General features: G+C 59.0%; 14 protein-coding genes. 11 read left to right on the top strand and 3 right to left on the bottom strand.

Annotated features, from left to right (window positions below; genetic code table 11):
* The first annotated feature begins 607 nt into the window (after positions 1-607).
* On the top strand, positions 608-1,954 hold the full coding sequence (gene nhaA / locus IEX77_RS04860) for a Na+/H+ antiporter NhaA (protein WP_188807959.1): 1,347 nt from the start codon (positions 608-610) through the stop codon (positions 1,952-1,954).
* A 151-nt stretch (positions 1,955-2,105) separates the two neighbouring features.
* Positions 2,106-2,645, top strand: coding sequence for a hypothetical protein (locus IEX77_RS04855; RefSeq protein WP_188807958.1), 540 nt, complete (start codon positions 2,106-2,108; stop codon positions 2,643-2,645).
* Between the two features lie 99 nt (positions 2,646-2,744).
* Here the strand turns inward: IEX77_RS04855 and murG are convergent, their stop codons facing one another.
* From murG to murD, 3 genes are read right to left on the bottom strand one after another with little or no spacing between them, the layout of a single operon-like run.
* Complete coding sequence (gene murG / locus IEX77_RS04850) at positions 2,745-3,860, bottom strand: undecaprenyldiphospho-muramoylpentapeptide beta-N-acetylglucosaminyltransferase (RefSeq protein WP_188807957.1); 1,116 nt, start codon at positions 3,858-3,860, stop codon at positions 2,745-2,747.
* Between the two features lie 4 nt (positions 3,861-3,864).
* Positions 3,865-5,145: an FtsW/RodA/SpoVE family cell cycle protein gene (locus IEX77_RS04845; protein ID WP_188807956.1), complete on the bottom strand. Its 1,281-nt coding sequence runs from the start codon at positions 5,143-5,145 to the stop codon at positions 3,865-3,867.
* Positions 5,138-6,517 (bottom strand): UDP-N-acetylmuramoyl-L-alanine--D-glutamate ligase, encoded by a 1,380-nt coding sequence (murD, locus tag IEX77_RS04840; protein ID WP_044114872.1) that lies wholly within the window; start codon positions 6,515-6,517, stop codon positions 5,138-5,140. Before murD ends, IEX77_RS04845 begins: the two co-directional genes overlap by 8 nt.
* Before the next feature lie 325 nt (positions 6,518-6,842).
* Here murD and IEX77_RS04835 point away from each other — a divergent pair, with 325 nt between their 5' ends.
* The 9 genes from IEX77_RS04835 to IEX77_RS04795 all read left to right on the top strand — a co-directional run bounded on the left by IEX77_RS04835 (position 6,843) and on the right by IEX77_RS04795 (position 16,329).
* Complete coding sequence (locus IEX77_RS04835) at positions 6,843-7,745, top strand: helix-turn-helix domain-containing protein (protein ID WP_188807955.1); 903 nt, start codon at positions 6,843-6,845, stop codon at positions 7,743-7,745.
* A gap of 369 nt (positions 7,746-8,114) precedes the next feature.
* Entirely contained in the window at positions 8,115-8,825 is a 711-nt protein-coding gene (locus IEX77_RS04830; protein WP_188807954.1) for a hypothetical protein, read from the top strand.
* A 72-nt stretch (positions 8,826-8,897) separates the two neighbouring features.
* A complete protein-coding gene (locus IEX77_RS04825; RefSeq protein ID WP_188807953.1) occupies positions 8,898-9,512 on the top strand; it encodes a hypothetical protein in 615 nt (204 codons plus the stop codon).
* 338 nt (positions 9,513-9,850) lie between these two features.
* Complete coding sequence (locus tag IEX77_RS04820; RefSeq protein WP_188807952.1) at positions 9,851-11,545, top strand: SulP family inorganic anion transporter; 1,695 nt, start codon at positions 9,851-9,853, stop codon at positions 11,543-11,545.
* On the top strand, positions 11,542-12,555 hold the full coding sequence (gene dusB / locus IEX77_RS04815) for a tRNA dihydrouridine synthase DusB (RefSeq protein ID WP_188807951.1): 1,014 nt from the start codon (positions 11,542-11,544) through the stop codon (positions 12,553-12,555). The genes IEX77_RS04820 and dusB overlap by 4 nt, the downstream gene beginning before the upstream one ends.
* A gap of 35 nt (positions 12,556-12,590) precedes the next feature.
* On the top strand, positions 12,591-13,739 hold the full coding sequence (locus tag IEX77_RS04810; RefSeq protein ID WP_188807950.1) for a DUF4369 domain-containing protein: 1,149 nt from the start codon (positions 12,591-12,593) through the stop codon (positions 13,737-13,739).
* 18 nt (positions 13,740-13,757) lie between these two features.
* The gene (gene mltG, locus IEX77_RS04805; protein WP_188807949.1) at positions 13,758-14,864 is read left to right on the top strand and encodes an endolytic transglycosylase MltG; all 1,107 of its coding nucleotides are present in this window, start codon (positions 13,758-13,760) and stop codon (positions 14,862-14,864) included.
* A complete protein-coding gene (locus tag IEX77_RS04800) occupies positions 14,861-15,631 on the top strand; it encodes a tRNA threonylcarbamoyladenosine dehydratase (protein ID WP_188807948.1) in 771 nt (256 codons plus the stop codon). Before mltG ends, IEX77_RS04800 begins: the two co-directional genes overlap by 4 nt.
* Positions 15,628-16,329, top strand: a complete 702-nt coding sequence (locus tag IEX77_RS04795; protein WP_188807947.1) for an ABC transporter ATP-binding protein — start codon at positions 15,628-15,630, stop codon at positions 16,327-16,329. Before IEX77_RS04800 ends, IEX77_RS04795 begins: the two co-directional genes overlap by 4 nt.
* Positions 16,330-16,336: the final 7 nt, after the last annotated feature.

Raw genomic sequence — 16,336 nt, 5'->3', positions numbered from 1 at the left:
CACGTAGTCTTAAAGACCACGCACGCAAACCCAAAGATCCACGTACGAAGCTATTAGAGCCACGTACGTAGTCCAAACTTATCTGCCACTCGTCCGCAACTTTTATCCCTATGCGGAGCAACAACCTTTGCGAAGGGGGAAAAGCAACCAGTACTGGTCACCAGTCAAAGCAGTACTGGTCAGCATGAGTAACCAGTACTACTCCACGGCGCGACCAGTACTGGTCACTAAGCCGACCAGTACTGGTCGGAATCACCCCTCCGCACAGTCCTATACTGCAAGCACTTACAGAGGGGGTATTTCCCTCGCGTGCGTGCGATGTGCGCGCACGATATTTTATAGTGGTAGAACAACCCGTGCCCCTCTCACGTTATCCTATAGGTGCTCACACTCTACGCCCGCTAGCTCCGCAGGCTTTTCCATGAGAGACGAAGCACCATCTTTCTGCGTCTTATCACGGCTGTTTACTGTAAATGCGCTAACTTTGCGATATAGGTCAGGGACATAGCAGGCACACCCCTCGCCATGCTCTTCCTCGCATTGAATCGTCCTCAAACACCGAAGTACGCACGATGCAATACCTTCATTACAAACCTCTAAAACAAAGATGAGTACGACTCCCGCTCAAAGGCCCTCTCTACGACAGCGTCTCTCGGCCTTGCGCCCCAACCCCTCGATGTTGCTCTTCCTGGCGACCATCATCGCCGTAGCCATCGCGAACTCCCCCTGGAGCACCAGCTACGGGCACTTCCTCCACTACCCCGTCCAGGTCATCATCGGCGGCATTGAGCTCTTCCGCCACATGGGCCACACGATGACCATCAGTCAGGTCGTCAACGATGCCCTGATGGCGATCTTCTTCTTCCTCGTCGGGCTGGAGATCAAGCAAGAGCTCCTCGTCGGCGAACTCTCTTCGCCCAAGAAAGCCATCCTCCCCGTCATCGCTGCCCTCGGGGGTATGGTCTTCCCCGTCCTCTTCTTCCTCGCCGTATCGCCCAGCCACCCTGAGAGCCTCGGTGCCGCTATCCCCATGGCGACGGATATCGCCTTCGCTCTGGCCGTCCTCGGCTCCCTCGGTGGCCGTGTACCGAAGAGCCTGTACGTCTTCCTCGCCACACTGGCTGTAGCAGACGACATCGGCGGGATCATCGTCATCGCCCTCTTCTATAGCAAGGGCGTATCACTCCTGCCCCTGGGTATTGGTCTCGCACTCGTCGCCCTTCTCCTCCTCCTCGGTCGCCTGCGCGTCACCGCTCTTGAGCCCTATATCATCGCAGGTATCGCCGTCTGGGCACTCTTCCTGCAGTCAGGTATCCACCCCACGATCGCTGGCGTACTCGTAGCTCTCTGCATCCCCGCAGGCTCGAAGGTCCACATCCGCGAGCTCTCACGCAAGCTCCACGAGCAGACCAGCGACCTCTCTACCGAAGCCCGTGAGGCTGAGCGCGCAGTCATCCTCTCGCACGACCAGCTCGAGCGCATCGCCGAGATCAAGAGCACCGCAGGGCAGGCTATCAGCCCTGTCCAGACCCTTGAGCACGCACTCAAGCCTCTGGTAGACTACTTCATCCTCCCCCTCTTCGCCTTCGTCAATGCCGGCGTGTCCTTCGGAGGAGTCTCTGCCGACATGCTCTTAGGCCTGCCTCTGGCTATCTTCCTCGGCCTCTTCCTCGGGAAGACCGTCGGCATCAGCCTCTTCACCTACGTGGCTATCCGCGTGAAGCTCTGCGCTTGGCCCGAAGGCATGAACCTCCCCCGCCTCATCAGCCTCGCCGTCCTCGGCGGTATTGGCTTCACTGTATCGCTCTTCATCGCGAACCTCGCCTACGATGGCCCCGAGATGGCACAGCTCCTCAACGAAGCTAAGCTCGGTATCTTCGCCGGCACGATCATCTCTGGTGTCGTGGGCTACATGCTCCTCAGTCGCTTCCTCCCCAAGAGCGAAGCGAAGTAACCGCCCCGACCTTTAGAGATACGCAACGCACTCAGCCCTAATCGAGTGTAGTTGGCTCTCTAAAGGTTTACTACTATCTTTGCGTCGCAGAGCCTTTGGATTCACCAGAGTTCCTCTCGCGATTTCACAATTCACTTATCCCTATAACCTAATGTTCAAGAAAGTATTCCTTGCTGCACTCGCTCTCATCGGTAGTGTCAGCCTCGCTAACGCACAGGAAGTATTCCACAAGGGTACCACGGCTATCAACGCTGGTATCGGCCTCGGCTCTTACTACTCAGGCATCACTATTCCTCCCCTCTCTGTAAGCCTTGACTACGGTGTCGCTGACAACCTCATCAACGGCAACAACGGTTCGATCTCTGTAGGGGGCTTCGCAGGTTATACTGCAAGCAGCCATACCTATGGCACCTATAAGAGCACGTTTTCTTACATCGCCCTCGGTGGTCGTGGTGCTTTCCACTATCAGTTTGCTCCTAAGCTCGACACCTACGCAGGTCTGATGGTCTCTTACGATATCGCATCGGCATCCTCTAACTCAGACTATGCAGGTGCATCTGTTGCTACCAGCGGCATCAACTGGACTCTCTTCCTCGGTGGTCGCTACTTCTTCACAGAGAAGATCGGTGGCTTCGCTGAACTCGGCTACGGCTTCTACAACCTGAACCTCGGTGTTACCTTCAAGCTCTAATTGAAGTCCCCGAGCTGTAAGGCTCACAAATACAGCAGCGGCTGCGACCTCTCGGAGGTCGCAGCCGCTGCTCTTTTATATGCTATTATAGTACGATGTCTATCGCTTGGGGGCGAAGGCCACGAGGCGCTCAGCCTCGTCGACGATGCGGTCAGCAGCCTCGGGGAGGGCGAGCTTGCGGATCTCTTCGGAGAGCGAAGCGCACTGCGCAGCGTCCTGCACGAGGGCGATGGCGCGGGGCGTCAGCTCTTCGCGTGCCTTGTCGTCGGGGATGAGGAGCGCGGCCGAGCGCGTCGAGAGCGCCAGCGCGTTCTTCGTCTGATGGTCTTCGGCTACATTGGGCGAAGGGACGAGGATGGTAGGCTTGCCGAGGAAGCACAGCTCGGAGATTGAGCTGGCACCAGCACGCGACACCACGACGTCTGCCACAGCATAAGCCAGATCCATACGCTGGATGAAGGCCGACGAGTAGACGGGGAAATCATACGCCTTCAGGAGCTCCTGCGCCTTAGCTTCAAAGCCCTTACCCGTCTGCCAGATGAGGGCGACACCCGACTGAGCCCACTCCTCGAGGCGCGAACCGATACTCTCGTTGATACTCAGAGCGCCGAGACTCCCGCCGATGACGACGACGACGCGCTTCGTATCTGCTGGCAAGCCGAAGTGACGCAGCGCCTCTTCGCGCAGCCCGTCCTGCATATACTCGATAGCAGGACGCAGGGGATTCCCCGTCAGCACGATCTTATCCTTTGGGAAGAAGCGCTCCATCTCGGGGTACGCTACGCAGATGCGGTCGGCACGGCGAGCGAGGAACTTATTCGTCACGCCAGCATAAGAGTTCTGCTCCTGGATGAGCGTGGGGATGCCGAGGCTCTGTGCAGCCTTCAGCGTAGGTGCGCTGGCATAGCCCCCGACGCCGATGACGATCTCGGGGCGGAAGTCACGGATGATATCGCGTGCCGTGATGAGCGCACGCAGGAAGTCTCGCACGACTCCCACATTGCGCCAGAGGCGCTTGCGGTCAAGGCCGCGGATCTTCAGTCCGCGGATGGGGAAGCCCGCCTGGGGCACACGCTCCATCTCCATGCGCCCTTCGGCACCGATGAAGAGGATATCGATCTCGGGGTAGCGCCGGCGAAGGGCTTCGGCGATGGATACGGCAGGGAAGATATGCCCCCCTGTACCACCGCCGCTGATGATAGCTCGCTGGATCATATTTCTATACGTAGTCTTGTGTGTCGGTATCGGGGAGAGGCTCTTCCACGACCTCCTCGGTCGCGGTGACCTCAGTGAACTCTGCCTCCTCCGTATGGGGCTCACGCTTGGGCTTATCGACGCGCGAGGCGCCGATCATGATGCCGAAGGCGATGCTGGTCGCGAGGATCGACGACCCCCCATAGCTGATGAGCGGGAGCGTCTGCCCAGTGGTGATGATCCCCGAGGCGACGATCATATTCACCAGCGCCTGCAGCGGATAGAGGATGCCAAAGCCCTTGATGAGGTTGCTGCGGAAGACGTTCGTCTGCTTGCGCGCCTCACGATAGCCGATGAGCATCCACACCAGATAGAGCGATGGGATGAAGAGCAGACCGAGGAGGCCGTACTCCTCGATGATGATGGCGTAGAGGTAGTCAGAGTAGGCCTGCGAGAGGGAGTCACGCAGCTTGCTATTCCCTGGGCCACGACCGACGAGCTTGGAGTTGGCGATAGCCATGCGACCCATCTGCTCCTGACGGTTCTCGTCGGTGATAGCGAAGCGGTCTTCGCGCTCCTTGACGGCGCCATGCAGACGGTTGTGCCACGTGACGGCACGACCAGGCAGCATGCTCTCGGGCGCTAAGTAGAGGTAGGCACCACCCAAGACCACCGCTATGGCACCGATAGCCGTGATGCGGTACATGAAGCGCTTAGGCGCCTTGAGTACCCACGAGTAGAGGTAGAGGAAAGAGAAGATGATGAGGAAGGTCGACAGGTTGCTCAAGAGCACCATAATCGAGAGGATGAAGATCCATCCCCAGTATGCCCAGTAGCGAGGCTCCTTCCTCGGGTCTTCCACGACATCCTTACCTGCGACATAAGCGCCCCAGATGACGATATAGACACGCAGGAATTCGGCAGGCTGGATGGTGATGAAGCCCAAGTCGATCCAGCGCTCTGCCCCATTGGTGCTCTGCCCTAAGAGGAGCTGCGCAAAGAAGAGACCCACCATGAGGAGCGCCGAGAGCGGTGGCAGGGTATAGCGATAGAAGCGCCCCGAGCATCGGCTCAGCAAGATAGCCGAGCAGATACCGATAGCGAGCATGAGCGCATGCTTGAGGATGGGATTCAGTCGCCCGACGGAGAGGCTCTTATAGATCTCCGAGCTCAGCGCGCTCGATACGGTGTAGAGCGAGACCAAGACGAGCACGAAGTAGAGTGCCCACATGAGGCCGTTGCCCGCGAAGATGCGGCGCAGCCACGAGTCCTTCGGCTGGAGGGAGGTCGTCTGATCGTTAGGCATGCTTCTCCTCAGCTTGGATCAGGCCCTGTACCACTTCGCGGAAGCGGTCGCCTCGATGGATGTAGCTGGTGAAGAGGTCGAAGCTCGCACAGGCGGGAGAGAGCAGGACGGTGTCGCCTGGCTGAGCCATCTCACGAGCGTGGGCGATAGCCTCCTCCATGGAGAGAGCCGAGGCGATCTGAGGCACCTTGCCGTGGAAGCTCTTGTACAGCTTCAGCACGTCGGTCGTGAGGAAGACGAGCCCACGCGCCCCAGAGGTGATGAGCTCGGTGATATCCATGTAGTCATTCCCCTTGTCTTCGCCACCGAGGATGAGCACGTAGGGCGTGGTCATCGTCCGCAGAGCATAGTAGGTGGAGCTGACGTTGGTGGCCTTGGAGTCGTTGATATAGCGCACGCCATCGAGTACCCCGACCTTCTCGAGGCGGTGGGGCACGTTCACGAAGTCGCTGAGCGCACGTCTCAGGACATCATGCGAGACGCCGAGACGCAGGGCTGCGATCGAGGCGGCCATAGCATTCTGCAGGTTGTGCGGCCCCTGGAGTGCGAGCTGATCGATGGGGAACTCAAAGCTCTTCCCGTCGAAGTGCAGGCGCATCATATTGTCGTCCGACTTGTCAGCTGCAGAGCCTACCTGCGGATAGGTCAGGAAGGAGAGCGTCTGCATCGGCATGGGCTGGTGGCTCATGACGTAGCGGGAGACGAACTCATCTTCACCCCAATAGATGAAGGCATCCTCTGCGGTCTGGTTCTGCAGGATGCGCATCTTCGCCATAGCGTACTCCTCGAAGTTGTAGTGATAGCGGTCGAGGTGGTCGGGCGTGATGTTCATCAGGAGGGCGATATGCACGCGGAACTTGTACATATCATCCAGCTGGAAGCTACTCAGCTCGACGACGAAGTAGTCGGGCTGCTCGTCGGGGATCACCTGACGGGCGAGGCTGAAGCCGACGTTCCCAGCCAGTGCGGGCTTCATACCTGCCTCGGTGAGGATGTGGTGCAGCCACATCGTCGTCGTGGTCTTCCCATTGCTCCCCGTGATACCGATGACCTTACCCTTGAGGTAGCGACCTGCCAGCTCGATCTCGGAGATGACGGGGATGCCACGCTCACGGATAGCTACCATGATAGGCGCCTTCTCGGGGATACCAGGGCTCTTGACGATCTCCTCGGCACGCAGGATGAGCTCTGTAGTATGGCTACCCTCTTCGTAGGGGATACCATTGGCTTCGAGCTCCTGCTTGTACTTCGGGGCGATATGCCCGTAGTCCGAGACCATGACGGATATACCACGACTCTGGTATAATAGGGCTGCGCCGACACCACTTTCGCCAGCGCCCAGGACGACGGCCTGGAACTTCTCTTCTATCATCTTATTTGTCTTGCTATGGGGTGCAATGGGAGGTAGGGCAAAGGACCTCTTCACCCTACCTCGCATAGCCTGCTTTTAGACTACAATTTTCGTCATTTTCGCCCATATATGCAAGCTGTATGCGTGCGCACTCGCGCGGGGAAGGAGCGATACGCCTTTGCACGGAGGGGGCAAATAGTCGCTTTTTCTCCCCCACCCTCCCCCTCGATGTGAAGAAAGGATGAGCTTTACCCGCTCCATGCGACATTTAGACAACAGCGAGATATCACATATATCCCCTACCTTTACACCCACAAATACAGCCCCGACACATTACCGAGACAAGATGCAGCCGCACGAGTGGACGACCAATGACTTCAAGGGAGATCCTGGCATAGACTACTGCCATGACAAGTTCCTCTTTGCCAATAGCCTGCACACGCTCCCCGAGCGTATGATAGGCGCACGCATGCGCTTCGGCATGGCGATCTACTGCCGCCAAGGGGCAGCACTGATCACGGTCGACGGCCTGCAGTATCGCCTGAAGCAGGGGCAGAGCTTCAGCTACCAAGAGGGCTCTCTCATCGAGGAATGCCTCGCCTCGAGCGATGCCGATCTGGTCCTTATGGGACTCTCATGGGAGCTCATCGCGGCGACCGAGGCGCTGAATACCATGGTATGGAGCATCGCGGACTATGTACGCCAGTCTCCCATCCACACCCTCAGCGAGGAAGCGCTGAGCGTGACCAAGATCTACCACCAGCAGATCTACAAGCTTTGTCACTCGCCCAATCCCCTCTTCCGTGACGAACTCCTGCACATCCATATCCAGGCGCTCCTCTACTCCTTCATCCGTGAGGTCAGCGAAGAGATCCGCCAAGCGACCCCGCAAGACCTGACCCGTGCCAACCAGCAGATGCGCCTCTTCTTCGACCTGCTGGGCATGCGACGCGGGCACATACGCTCCGTCTCGGAGGTCGCTACCCTGATGAACCTCACGCCGAAGTACCTCTCACGCATCATCAAGGAGCAAACGGGAGAGACACCCATCCACTTCATCCATCAGTACATGATGCGCGCCATCACGCAGGAGCTACGCTACTCAAGCAAGACAGCTAAGGAGATTGCCTTCCAGCAGGGCTTCTCGAGCCTTGCCTTCTTCGGCAAGTTCGTCAAGCAGCAGACGGGCCTCACACCCACCGAGTACCGCAAGAAGCTCCAGGCAGGCGAAGGCGCGACACCGAGCTAAGCCACGACACACCTGCCCGCCCCAGCACAGCATCCCTCTTCCCCGCCATAGTCCGAGCCCCTCGCCTATCGCGGGGATTTTTCTCATCCAGCGGGAGGAAAAGCCTCCTCCTTCACGAAGAAAAAGCCCCTTCCTCTACGGCATTTTCTCTGTCCACGTACGTAGTCCTAAGGACTCGGCACGTAATCTCTATGATCCACGTACGTAGATTTTAGAGCCACACACGTGGACAAAGCTTTTCTACTACTCGTCCGCGACTCTTCCCCGCACTCGGATGAAATTATCCCGCTACTCGTCACCCCTTTTTCTCCCCTAAAATCCAAGGGAAAACTTATTACCTTTGAGTCATCTAACACTTACAGCTACTCTATGGCTCTCTTTACTCTCAGAGAATACACGATCAAAGCTACCCGACAAGTCGGACGCCAATTCAAGATGCTCACCCATCCGATCCCCTCGGCCGTAAGAGCGCTATCGGTCTTACTATTCTTCGCACTCTTTCTCCCCTCTAATGAAGGATATGCTCAGACGCAGGTCGCAGCCTTGCGCGACTACCACCAAGTGGCAGTAAACAATTACTACAATTCTCGAGGCTACTACTTTGAGGACCAACACCACGACCTCGACAAGTTCGTAGGTGAGTGGGAGGGTACTGGCTTTGGTGGCTATCAGTGGCGTACCCGTATCGCGGTGCAAAAGAAAGCGAACTGCCACAATTTCTATTGGTCTGATGCCCTCGGCTTAGAGCTATCAATCAAGAAGGATGGCAAGGACGCTATCACGCCGACCAGGGATTTAATCCCTGGGACCTCTTTTATACAAGGATTTGGGCTTCGATGGGTGAAGCAGCAGCAGGCTGTAGATCCTAACATTTATAAAGTCCTCTTCGCTTATGGTGTATCTGATGAGCCTTACCGAGGGACAGTCGAAGTGCTTCTCTATATCAATGCTACCCATGACACGATCGTGATACGGCGGGGATATACTATCGAGATAGAGTACAGTGCGAACATCCCAGATTATATCCCCTCTGGGGGCTATCTGGCTGAGGTCTGTACGCTACGGCGCGTGAAGAAGTAGGGGAACTCCCCCTGTTTGATACACCAACTCGTCACCCGAACTACTCACCGAATAAACCCGCCCCTTTTTACTATGACCAAGCTAATTAGGCTCTTATCCCTCATACTGCTCCTCTCTGGAGCGAGGGTCTCTGCTCAGACGAAGGTCGCAGCCTTGCGCGACTTCACGCGCGTGTCGGATAACAACCGTGGCAACCCTGAAGGCTACTACTTTGAGGACCGACACCATGACCTCGATAAGTTCGCAGGTGAATGGGAAGGTACGGGCTTTGGCGACCACCAGTGGCGTGCCCGTATCATCGTGCAGAAAAAGGCAAACTATTACGATTCCTACTGGTACGATGCTCTTGGCTTAGAGCTATCAATCACAAAGAATGGTAAAGCGTGTATCACCCCGACGGACTCCTTCCTTCCTGGGACCTCCTTTATTCAAGGCTGGGGGTTTGTCTGGGACAGAGAGAAGAGCTCTCTACAATTAAATGTTTACAGAATGCCTTTCTTCTATGGTAAAGCTGACAAGCCTTATCAGGAACTTGCCAATGTGCTTCTCTGCTTGAATGCTGCACACGATACGATAGTAGTACGCCGAAGTCACTTGGTCGGAATCGATCGTCCTGTGATCATACCTGATTATCTATCGGTCCCGTATGACGCTGAGGTCTGCACGCTACGACGCGTGAAGAAGTAGGGGAAGCTCCTTATACAGCCTCGGGTAAAGCATACGGAAGCCCACCTTGACACGGGGACTACCTCAATCAAAATAGCAGGAGAAGGCAATCGCCTTCTCCTGTCTTGTCTTTGGCTCTATCCTCACTGGGCGAGTAATAGGATATGCAGAGGTCGCGATGAGCAGGAGAAGTACACGTGCATACAATGCAGCGTATAGACGCCAACGGCACGGGAGGATTTCGATGCGCAAGCCCTGCCCACGAGGTCAGCGCCCCCAGAGGCACGGGGGCTTTTCCTTATCTTTGTAACCTAACAGCTATTTAATCGTATAGGAAGAAAACCTACTTTTTACTCGACATGCAGCGCTTGAACTTCCGCCCCATGCTCATCGATAGCCTCAAGGGCTACACGCGGCAGGGCCTCACGCGTGACCTCTTAGCGGGGCTCATCGTGGGGATCGTCGCCCTACCTATGGCCATCGCATTCGCTATCGCCAGCGGGGTATCGCCCGAAGTGGGGCTTATCACCGCCGTCCTCGGGGGGCTCATCGTCTCGGCTCTCGGGGGTAGCTCCGTGCAGATCGGGGGGCCTACGGGGGCCTTCATCATCATCGTCCTCGGCATCATCGGCGAATACGGTCAGGGCGGACTACTCATCGCCACGCTGATGGCGGGTATCCTCCTCCTGCTGATGGGCGCGCTGAAGCTCGGATCGCTCATCAAGTTCATCCCCTATCCGATTATCTTAGGCTTCACGGCTGGTATCGCTGTGACCATCTTCACCACGCAGGTCAATGACCTCCTCGGCCTCGGGCTGACGGGTCTACCGAAGGAGTTTGTACCGAAGTGGGGCGTCCTCCTCTCCTCACTCGGCTCCGTCCACCTGCCTACGCTCGCCATCGGTCTGGGGAGCATCCTCCTCATCCAGCTCACCCCACGCGTCACGAAGGTCGTCCCTGGCTCCCTCGTCGCCATCATCGTGATGACCATCGTCTGCTACCTCCTCAAGGAGTATGCTGGCGTCACGGGCCTCGACACCATCGGCGACCGCTACACGATCTCCTCGAAGATCCCCGACCTCGTCGTGCCCGAGCTGAGCTGGGCGACTATGCAGCACCTCATCGGCCCCGCCTTCACCATCGCCCTCCTTGGCGCTATCGAGTCCCTCCTCTCTGCCAGCGTCGCTGACGGGGTCATCGGTGAGCGCCACCGCTCGAATACCGAGCTGATGGCCCAGGGCGTAGCGAACATCATCGTGCCCTTCTTCGGTGGGATCCCCGTCACAGGAGCTATCGCCCGCACGATGACCAACATCAACAACGGCGCCCGCACGCCCATCGCAGGCATCACCCACGCTCTGGTCCTTCTGCTCATCTTCCTCTTCCTCATGCCCTTGATGGCCTACATCCCTATGGCCTGCCTCTCGGGTGTGCTCGTCGTCATCTCGTATAATATGAGCGGATGGCGCTCGGTACGCGCTTCGCTGCGTGGCCCGAAGAGCGATATCGCCGTGCTTGCCGTCACCTTCTTCCTCACGGTACTCTTCGACCTCACCATAGCTATCGAGCTGGGGCTCCTACTCTCCATGCTCCTCTTCATGCGCCGTATCATCGAGTCCACGCGCATCGTCGTCTCCCGCGACAAGCTCCACGTACACAGCTCCGAGGATGACGGCCAGCTCGCAGGTCGTGAGGAAGCCCTCGACCTGCCGAAGGGTGTCGAGGTCTACGAGATCGAAGGACCCTTCTTCTTCGGTATCGCCAACCGCTTCGAGGAGATCGTCCTCGCCACCAAGGCGCGCCCGAAGGTGCGCATCCTGCGTATGCGTCAGGTGCCCTTCATGGACTCGACGGCCGTGCGCAACCTCCGCATTCTCATCGAGACCTCACAGGCTGAGGGCATCCAGCTCGTCCTCTCGGGCGTGCGCCCCAGCGTCCATGAGACCCTGCGTGCCACAGGTATCGCCGACCTCATCGGTGACACCTACATCTGCCCCAATATCCACGAGGCCCTCACGACGGCCTCCCAATACATAGCCCATATAAGCGAATGAAAATAGGTACGGTCGATCTCGGGGAGCGCCCCCTACTACTGGCCCCTATGGAGGATGTGACGGATGCCGCCTTCCGTCTCCTCTGTCGCCGCTTCGGTGCAGATATGGTCTACACCGAGTTCCTCAGTGCTGACGCCCTCATCCGTCAGGTCGCTGGCACGACGCGCAAGCTCGAGATCAGCACCGAAGAGCGCCCCGTAGCCATCCAGATCTACGGCCGCGAGGTCGAGCCTATGGTCGAAGCTGCCCGTATCGCCGAGACCGCCGGCCCCGAGGTGCTGGACCTGAACTTCGGGTGCCCCGTCAAGCGTGTCGCTGGCAAGGGCGCTGGTAGCGGTATGCTCCGCTGTCCCGACGTCATGCTCCGCATCGTCAGCGAGATCGTCAAGGCCGTGAAGATCCCCGTCACCGTAAAGACCCGCCTCGGCTGGGACAACGATAGTAAGATCATCGTTGAGCTGGCCGAAGCCCTCCAGGACGTGGGCATCCAAGCCCTCACCATCCACGGCCGTACCCGCGCCCAGATGTACACCGGCTCTGCCGACTGGACGCTCATCGGCAAGGTGAAGGAGAACCCGCGTATGCACATCCCTATCATCGGCAATGGTGACATCACCACGGGCGAAGAGGTGAAGCGTGCCTTCGGCACCTACGGCGTCGATGCCGTGATGGTCGGACGTGCTACCATCGGCCAGCCCTGGATCTTCGAGGAGATGAAGCACTACCTCCAGACGGGCGAGCCTGCTCCCCGCCACCCGAAGGCCTTCTACGTCGACGTACTCCGTCAGCTCGTCGACAACAACATCCGCAAGCTCGACGAGCGCCGTGGCATCCTCCACAGCCGCCGCCATATAGCCGCCAGCCCTATCTTCAAGGGTATCGATAACTTCCGCCCCGTACGCATCGCCATGCTCAAGGCTGCCACACGCGAAGAGCTCTTCGCCGAGGTCGCCCGCGCTGAGGAGATGCTCCTCGCCACCGGCGAGCACTGGGACGCCCCCACACTCTAATAGCCCCATCTATCACATACCTCACACGGCAGACAATGAATAAGACGAAGCTCCGCCTCTCCCTCCTTCTCCTCCTCGGCTCCCTCGCTCTCGGCTCCTGCTCCCGCAGCGGAGGCAATGAGTTCACCGCCGAAGGCACCATCACCGATGCCGCAGGCAAGACGCTCTACCTCGAAACGACCGACACCGACGAACCTCAGCTCATCGACTCCGTGACTCTCGACGAGAAGGGTCGCTTCCGCTTCCGTCACGAGGCACATAGCTATCCCGCCTTCTACCGCCTGCGTCTCGGGGAGAGCTTCATCCCCTTCGCAGCCGACTCCGTCACGCACCTCACCCTCTCGGCTTCGGGCAAGGACCTCTTCTCGACCTACAAGATCGAGTCGGGCGACGAGGCCAATAAGCAGATCCGTGAGATCGGTCAGTTGCGCACCGCCACCGACAAGGCTATCGAGGTGATCCTCACACAGCTCAATAATGGCACCCTCGACCGTGGCATCGCTCTGGCACGTATCGACTCACTCTCCACGCAGCTGAAGAACACCCTCACGAGCAAGTATATCTTCAGCGACCCCAAGGGCGCTGCCGCCTACTACGCCCTCTTCCAGAGCTACCTCGGCGGGACGTACTTCTCCATCGACCATCCTGGCGATGACCGCGCCTTCGCCGCTGTCGCCACGGCCTACGATGCCTTCCACCCCAATGCCCCCTACACGCCGCTCCTGAAGCAGGCGGCTCTGCGCTCCATCGCTATGGCACGTGCTCGTCAGCGTGAGGCCCATCCCGACACGACGATGACGGCTGCGCCCGTGGAGGTCGTCGCCTTCCCCGAGATCCGCCTGCGTGATCAGAAGGGACAGATGCGCTCCCTCACGGCTGAGGTCGCTAAGGGTCACCCCGTCCTCGTCTGCTTCACCGCCTACGCTGGCGACTGGTCTCCCGCCCTCGTCGCCGAGCTGCGCGCCCTGCAGTCCGCCCATCCCGACCTCATCATCTTCGAAGTCTCCGAAGACCAAGACGCCTATCTGTGGAAGAATGCTTCACGCGCTCTGCCCTGGATCTGCGTCCAAGACCTCAACCATACCGCAGCTCAGGACTACAATACCCAGAGCCTGCCCTCCTTCTATGCTATCCGCGGTAGCGAGCTGAAGCGCCTCGCTGAGCCCGCCGATATCTTCCGCTAATCCGACATCCCTCTCCGTATGAGTAAGCATTCAGTAGCCCACTACCAGCGGCTCAATGGCCGACGCTCCTTCTCCTCGCCCCACCGCAGTCGTGGCCGAGGCACGCGCGTCTTCGTCATCCTGATCCTCATCATCGTAGCCGCAGCAGCCCTCGCTGGTGGCTATCTCTATACCACACCTGCTGGTCGCCCCGCCACCGACACGACCTACCTTCTCGTAGCCCCAGGGAGCAACTATGCCGAGCTACGTGAGCAGATGCAGAAGAAGCTCTGGCTGCGCTTCCCCCGTGTCTTTGACCGCCTTGCGGCAGTGCAGGGGCTTAGCGAGACGGGCGATGCGCTGCGCCCAGGTCGCTATGCAGTCCTCCGCTCCACGACGATGCAGGAGCTTATCACCCTCCTCAAGGAAGGGAAGGACAGCCCACTGAAGCTCACGCCTCCCTCCGTACGCAAGGACTCCGAGCTCGTGGACTTCCTCGCCCAGCACCTCTGGGTGAAGGCCGACACGCTCCGCACGCTCCTCGCTGACTCCGCCCTCATGGCGCAATATGGCACGAAGCCCGGCGCCTTCTACTCCGAGGTCATCCGCGAGCCCCACACCCTACGCTGGGCAGCCTCAGGGCGCGAAGTCCTCGACAGCCTCCATGCCCACTACCAGCTCTTCTGGAAGGGTAAGCGTACCGAAGAGGCAGAGCGCCTCGGGCTGAATCCCCTCGAGGTGACGACGCTCGCCTCCATCGTCGAGAGCGAATCAGGCAAGCGCGATGAGTACCGCCGTATCGCTGGGCTCTATCTCAACCGCCTACGCAAGGAGATGCGCCTGCAGTCTGACCCCACGGTCAAGTACGCCCTCGGCAACTTCGACCTCAAGCGCATCCGTGGTGAGCACCTCATGGTGAACTCTCCCTACAATACCTACAAGGTCACAGGCCTACCCCCGACGCCTATCGTACAGCCCCGCACGAGCACCATCGACAGCGTCCTCGCGGCCGAGAGCCACGACTACCTCTATATGTGTGCTAAGGAAGACTTCTCAGGCTACCACAACTTCGCCTCCTCCTTCGCCGTGCACATGCTGAATGCTAAGCGCTACCAGCAAGCCCTCAACGACCGAGGCATTCAATGAACCAGCCCCAGCAACAGACTCCTCCCGAGGCGTGGACCGAGCGTACCCGCCTCCTCTTCGGTGACGAGCGCGTGAGCGAGCTCGCCCAGTGCCACGTCCTCATCGTCGGTCTCGGCGGTGTCGGTGGCTTCGCTGCCGAGCTCATCGCCCGCGCAGGCATCGGTCGTATGACCATCGTCGACGCCGACATCGTGCAGCCTTCGAATATCAATCGCCAGCTCGTAGCCACCACCGAGACCATCGGCGAGGCGAAAGCCAGCGTCCTGGCTGCACGCCTTCGCGCCATCAACCCCCACATCCAGCTGGAGGTCATCGAGGCCTTCCTCAAGGATGAGAACATGATCGAGCTCCTCGACCGTCACCGCTACGACTACGTCATCGACGCCATCGACTCGCTGAGCCCGAAGGTGCACCTCATCGCCAAGTCCATAGAGCGCGGCCTGCCGATCATCAGCTCCATGGGTGCAGGCGCCAAGAGCGACCCGACGCAGATCCACCAGGCCGACCTGAATAAGAGCTACAACTGTACGCTGGCACGTGCCCTGCGCAAGCGCCTGCGTAAGTTCGGCATCCACAAGGGACTCCCCGTGGTCTTCTCCACGGAGCTACCGGACTCCGATGCCGTCAAGGAGATCGAGGGCGAGCAGTGTAAGCGCTCTACCGCTGGCACCGTCTCCTATATGCCCGCACTCTTCGGCTGTCATCTGGCGGCCTACGTCATCCAGCATATCCAGCATCACCCCACCACTGAGCCTACCAGCCTATGATCATCGAGGCTACCCATATACATAAGAGCTTCGGCTCACTCGAGGTCCTCAAGGGGATCGACCTCACCGTCGCGCCCCGAGAGATCATCTCCATCGTCGGAGCCAGCGGCGCAGGGAAGACGACCCTACTCCAGATCCTCGGCACACTCGAAGCCCCAGCCGAAGGTGCTTCGCTGAAGATCTGCGGGGAGGAAGTCACCCGCCTCAGCGCCCGCCGTCAAGCCGAGCTCCGCAATCGCCAGATAGGCTTCATCTTCCAGGCGCACCAGCTCCTACCGGAGTTCACTGCACTGGAGAACGTTATGCTCCCCGCCCTCATCGCTGGAGAGTCCCGCTCGAAGGTACGTGAGCGTGCCTTTGGACTCCTCGAGCGTCTCGGCCTTGCGGAGCGTGCCTCACACAAGCCTGCCGAGCTGTCGGGTGGTGAGAGCCAGCGTGTCGCCGTAGCCCGCGCCCTCATCAATTCGCCTGCGGTCATCTTCGCCGACGAACCATCGGGGAGCCTTGACACGGCGAATAAGCAAAGCCTTCACCAGCTCTTCTTCGATCTGCGCGACGAACTCGGACAGACCTTCGTCATCGTCACCCACGACCCCGACTTTGCCGCCCAAGCCGACCGTATGATCGTGCTGCGTGACGGCCGTATCGAGGCCATACACACCCGCACCGAAGCCCCCACCGAGGAGCACATCGGCTAAGCCACCC

The sequence above is a fragment of the Porphyromonas pasteri genome (assembly GCF_014647755.1).
Taxonomy (GTDB): domain Bacteria; phylum Bacteroidota; class Bacteroidia; order Bacteroidales; family Porphyromonadaceae; genus Porphyromonas; species Porphyromonas pasteri.
Note: the sequence above shows the minus strand (reverse complement) of the source record. Positions and strands in the feature narration are given on the sequence as shown.

Coding starts and splice junctions, on each gene's coding strand:
- nhaA (WP_188807959.1), top strand. CDS start 608: ATGAGTACGACTCCCGCTCAAAGGCCCTCTCTACGACAGCGTCTCTCG.
- IEX77_RS04855 (WP_188807958.1), top strand. CDS start 2,106: ATGTTCAAGAAAGTATTCCTTGCTGCACTCGCTCTCATCGGTAGTGTC.
- murG (WP_188807957.1), bottom strand. CDS start 3,860: ATGATCCAGCGAGCTATCATCAGCGGCGGTGGTACAGGGGGGCATATC.
- IEX77_RS04845 (WP_188807956.1), bottom strand. CDS start 5,145: ATGCCTAACGATCAGACGACCTCCCTCCAGCCGAAGGACTCGTGGCTG.
- murD (WP_044114872.1), bottom strand. CDS start 6,517: ATGATAGAAGAGAAGTTCCAGGCCGTCGTCCTGGGCGCTGGCGAAAGT.
- IEX77_RS04835 (WP_188807955.1), top strand. CDS start 6,843: ATGCAGCCGCACGAGTGGACGACCAATGACTTCAAGGGAGATCCTGGC.
- IEX77_RS04830 (WP_188807954.1), top strand. CDS start 8,115: ATGGCTCTCTTTACTCTCAGAGAATACACGATCAAAGCTACCCGACAA.
- IEX77_RS04825 (WP_188807953.1), top strand. CDS start 8,898: ATGACCAAGCTAATTAGGCTCTTATCCCTCATACTGCTCCTCTCTGGA.
- IEX77_RS04820 (WP_188807952.1), top strand. CDS start 9,851: ATGCAGCGCTTGAACTTCCGCCCCATGCTCATCGATAGCCTCAAGGGC.
- dusB (WP_188807951.1), top strand. CDS start 11,542: ATGAAAATAGGTACGGTCGATCTCGGGGAGCGCCCCCTACTACTGGCC.
- IEX77_RS04810 (WP_188807950.1), top strand. CDS start 12,591: ATGAATAAGACGAAGCTCCGCCTCTCCCTCCTTCTCCTCCTCGGCTCC.
- mltG (WP_188807949.1), top strand. CDS start 13,758: ATGAGTAAGCATTCAGTAGCCCACTACCAGCGGCTCAATGGCCGACGC.
- IEX77_RS04800 (WP_188807948.1), top strand. CDS start 14,861: ATGAACCAGCCCCAGCAACAGACTCCTCCCGAGGCGTGGACCGAGCGT.
- IEX77_RS04795 (WP_188807947.1), top strand. CDS start 15,628: ATGATCATCGAGGCTACCCATATACATAAGAGCTTCGGCTCACTCGAG.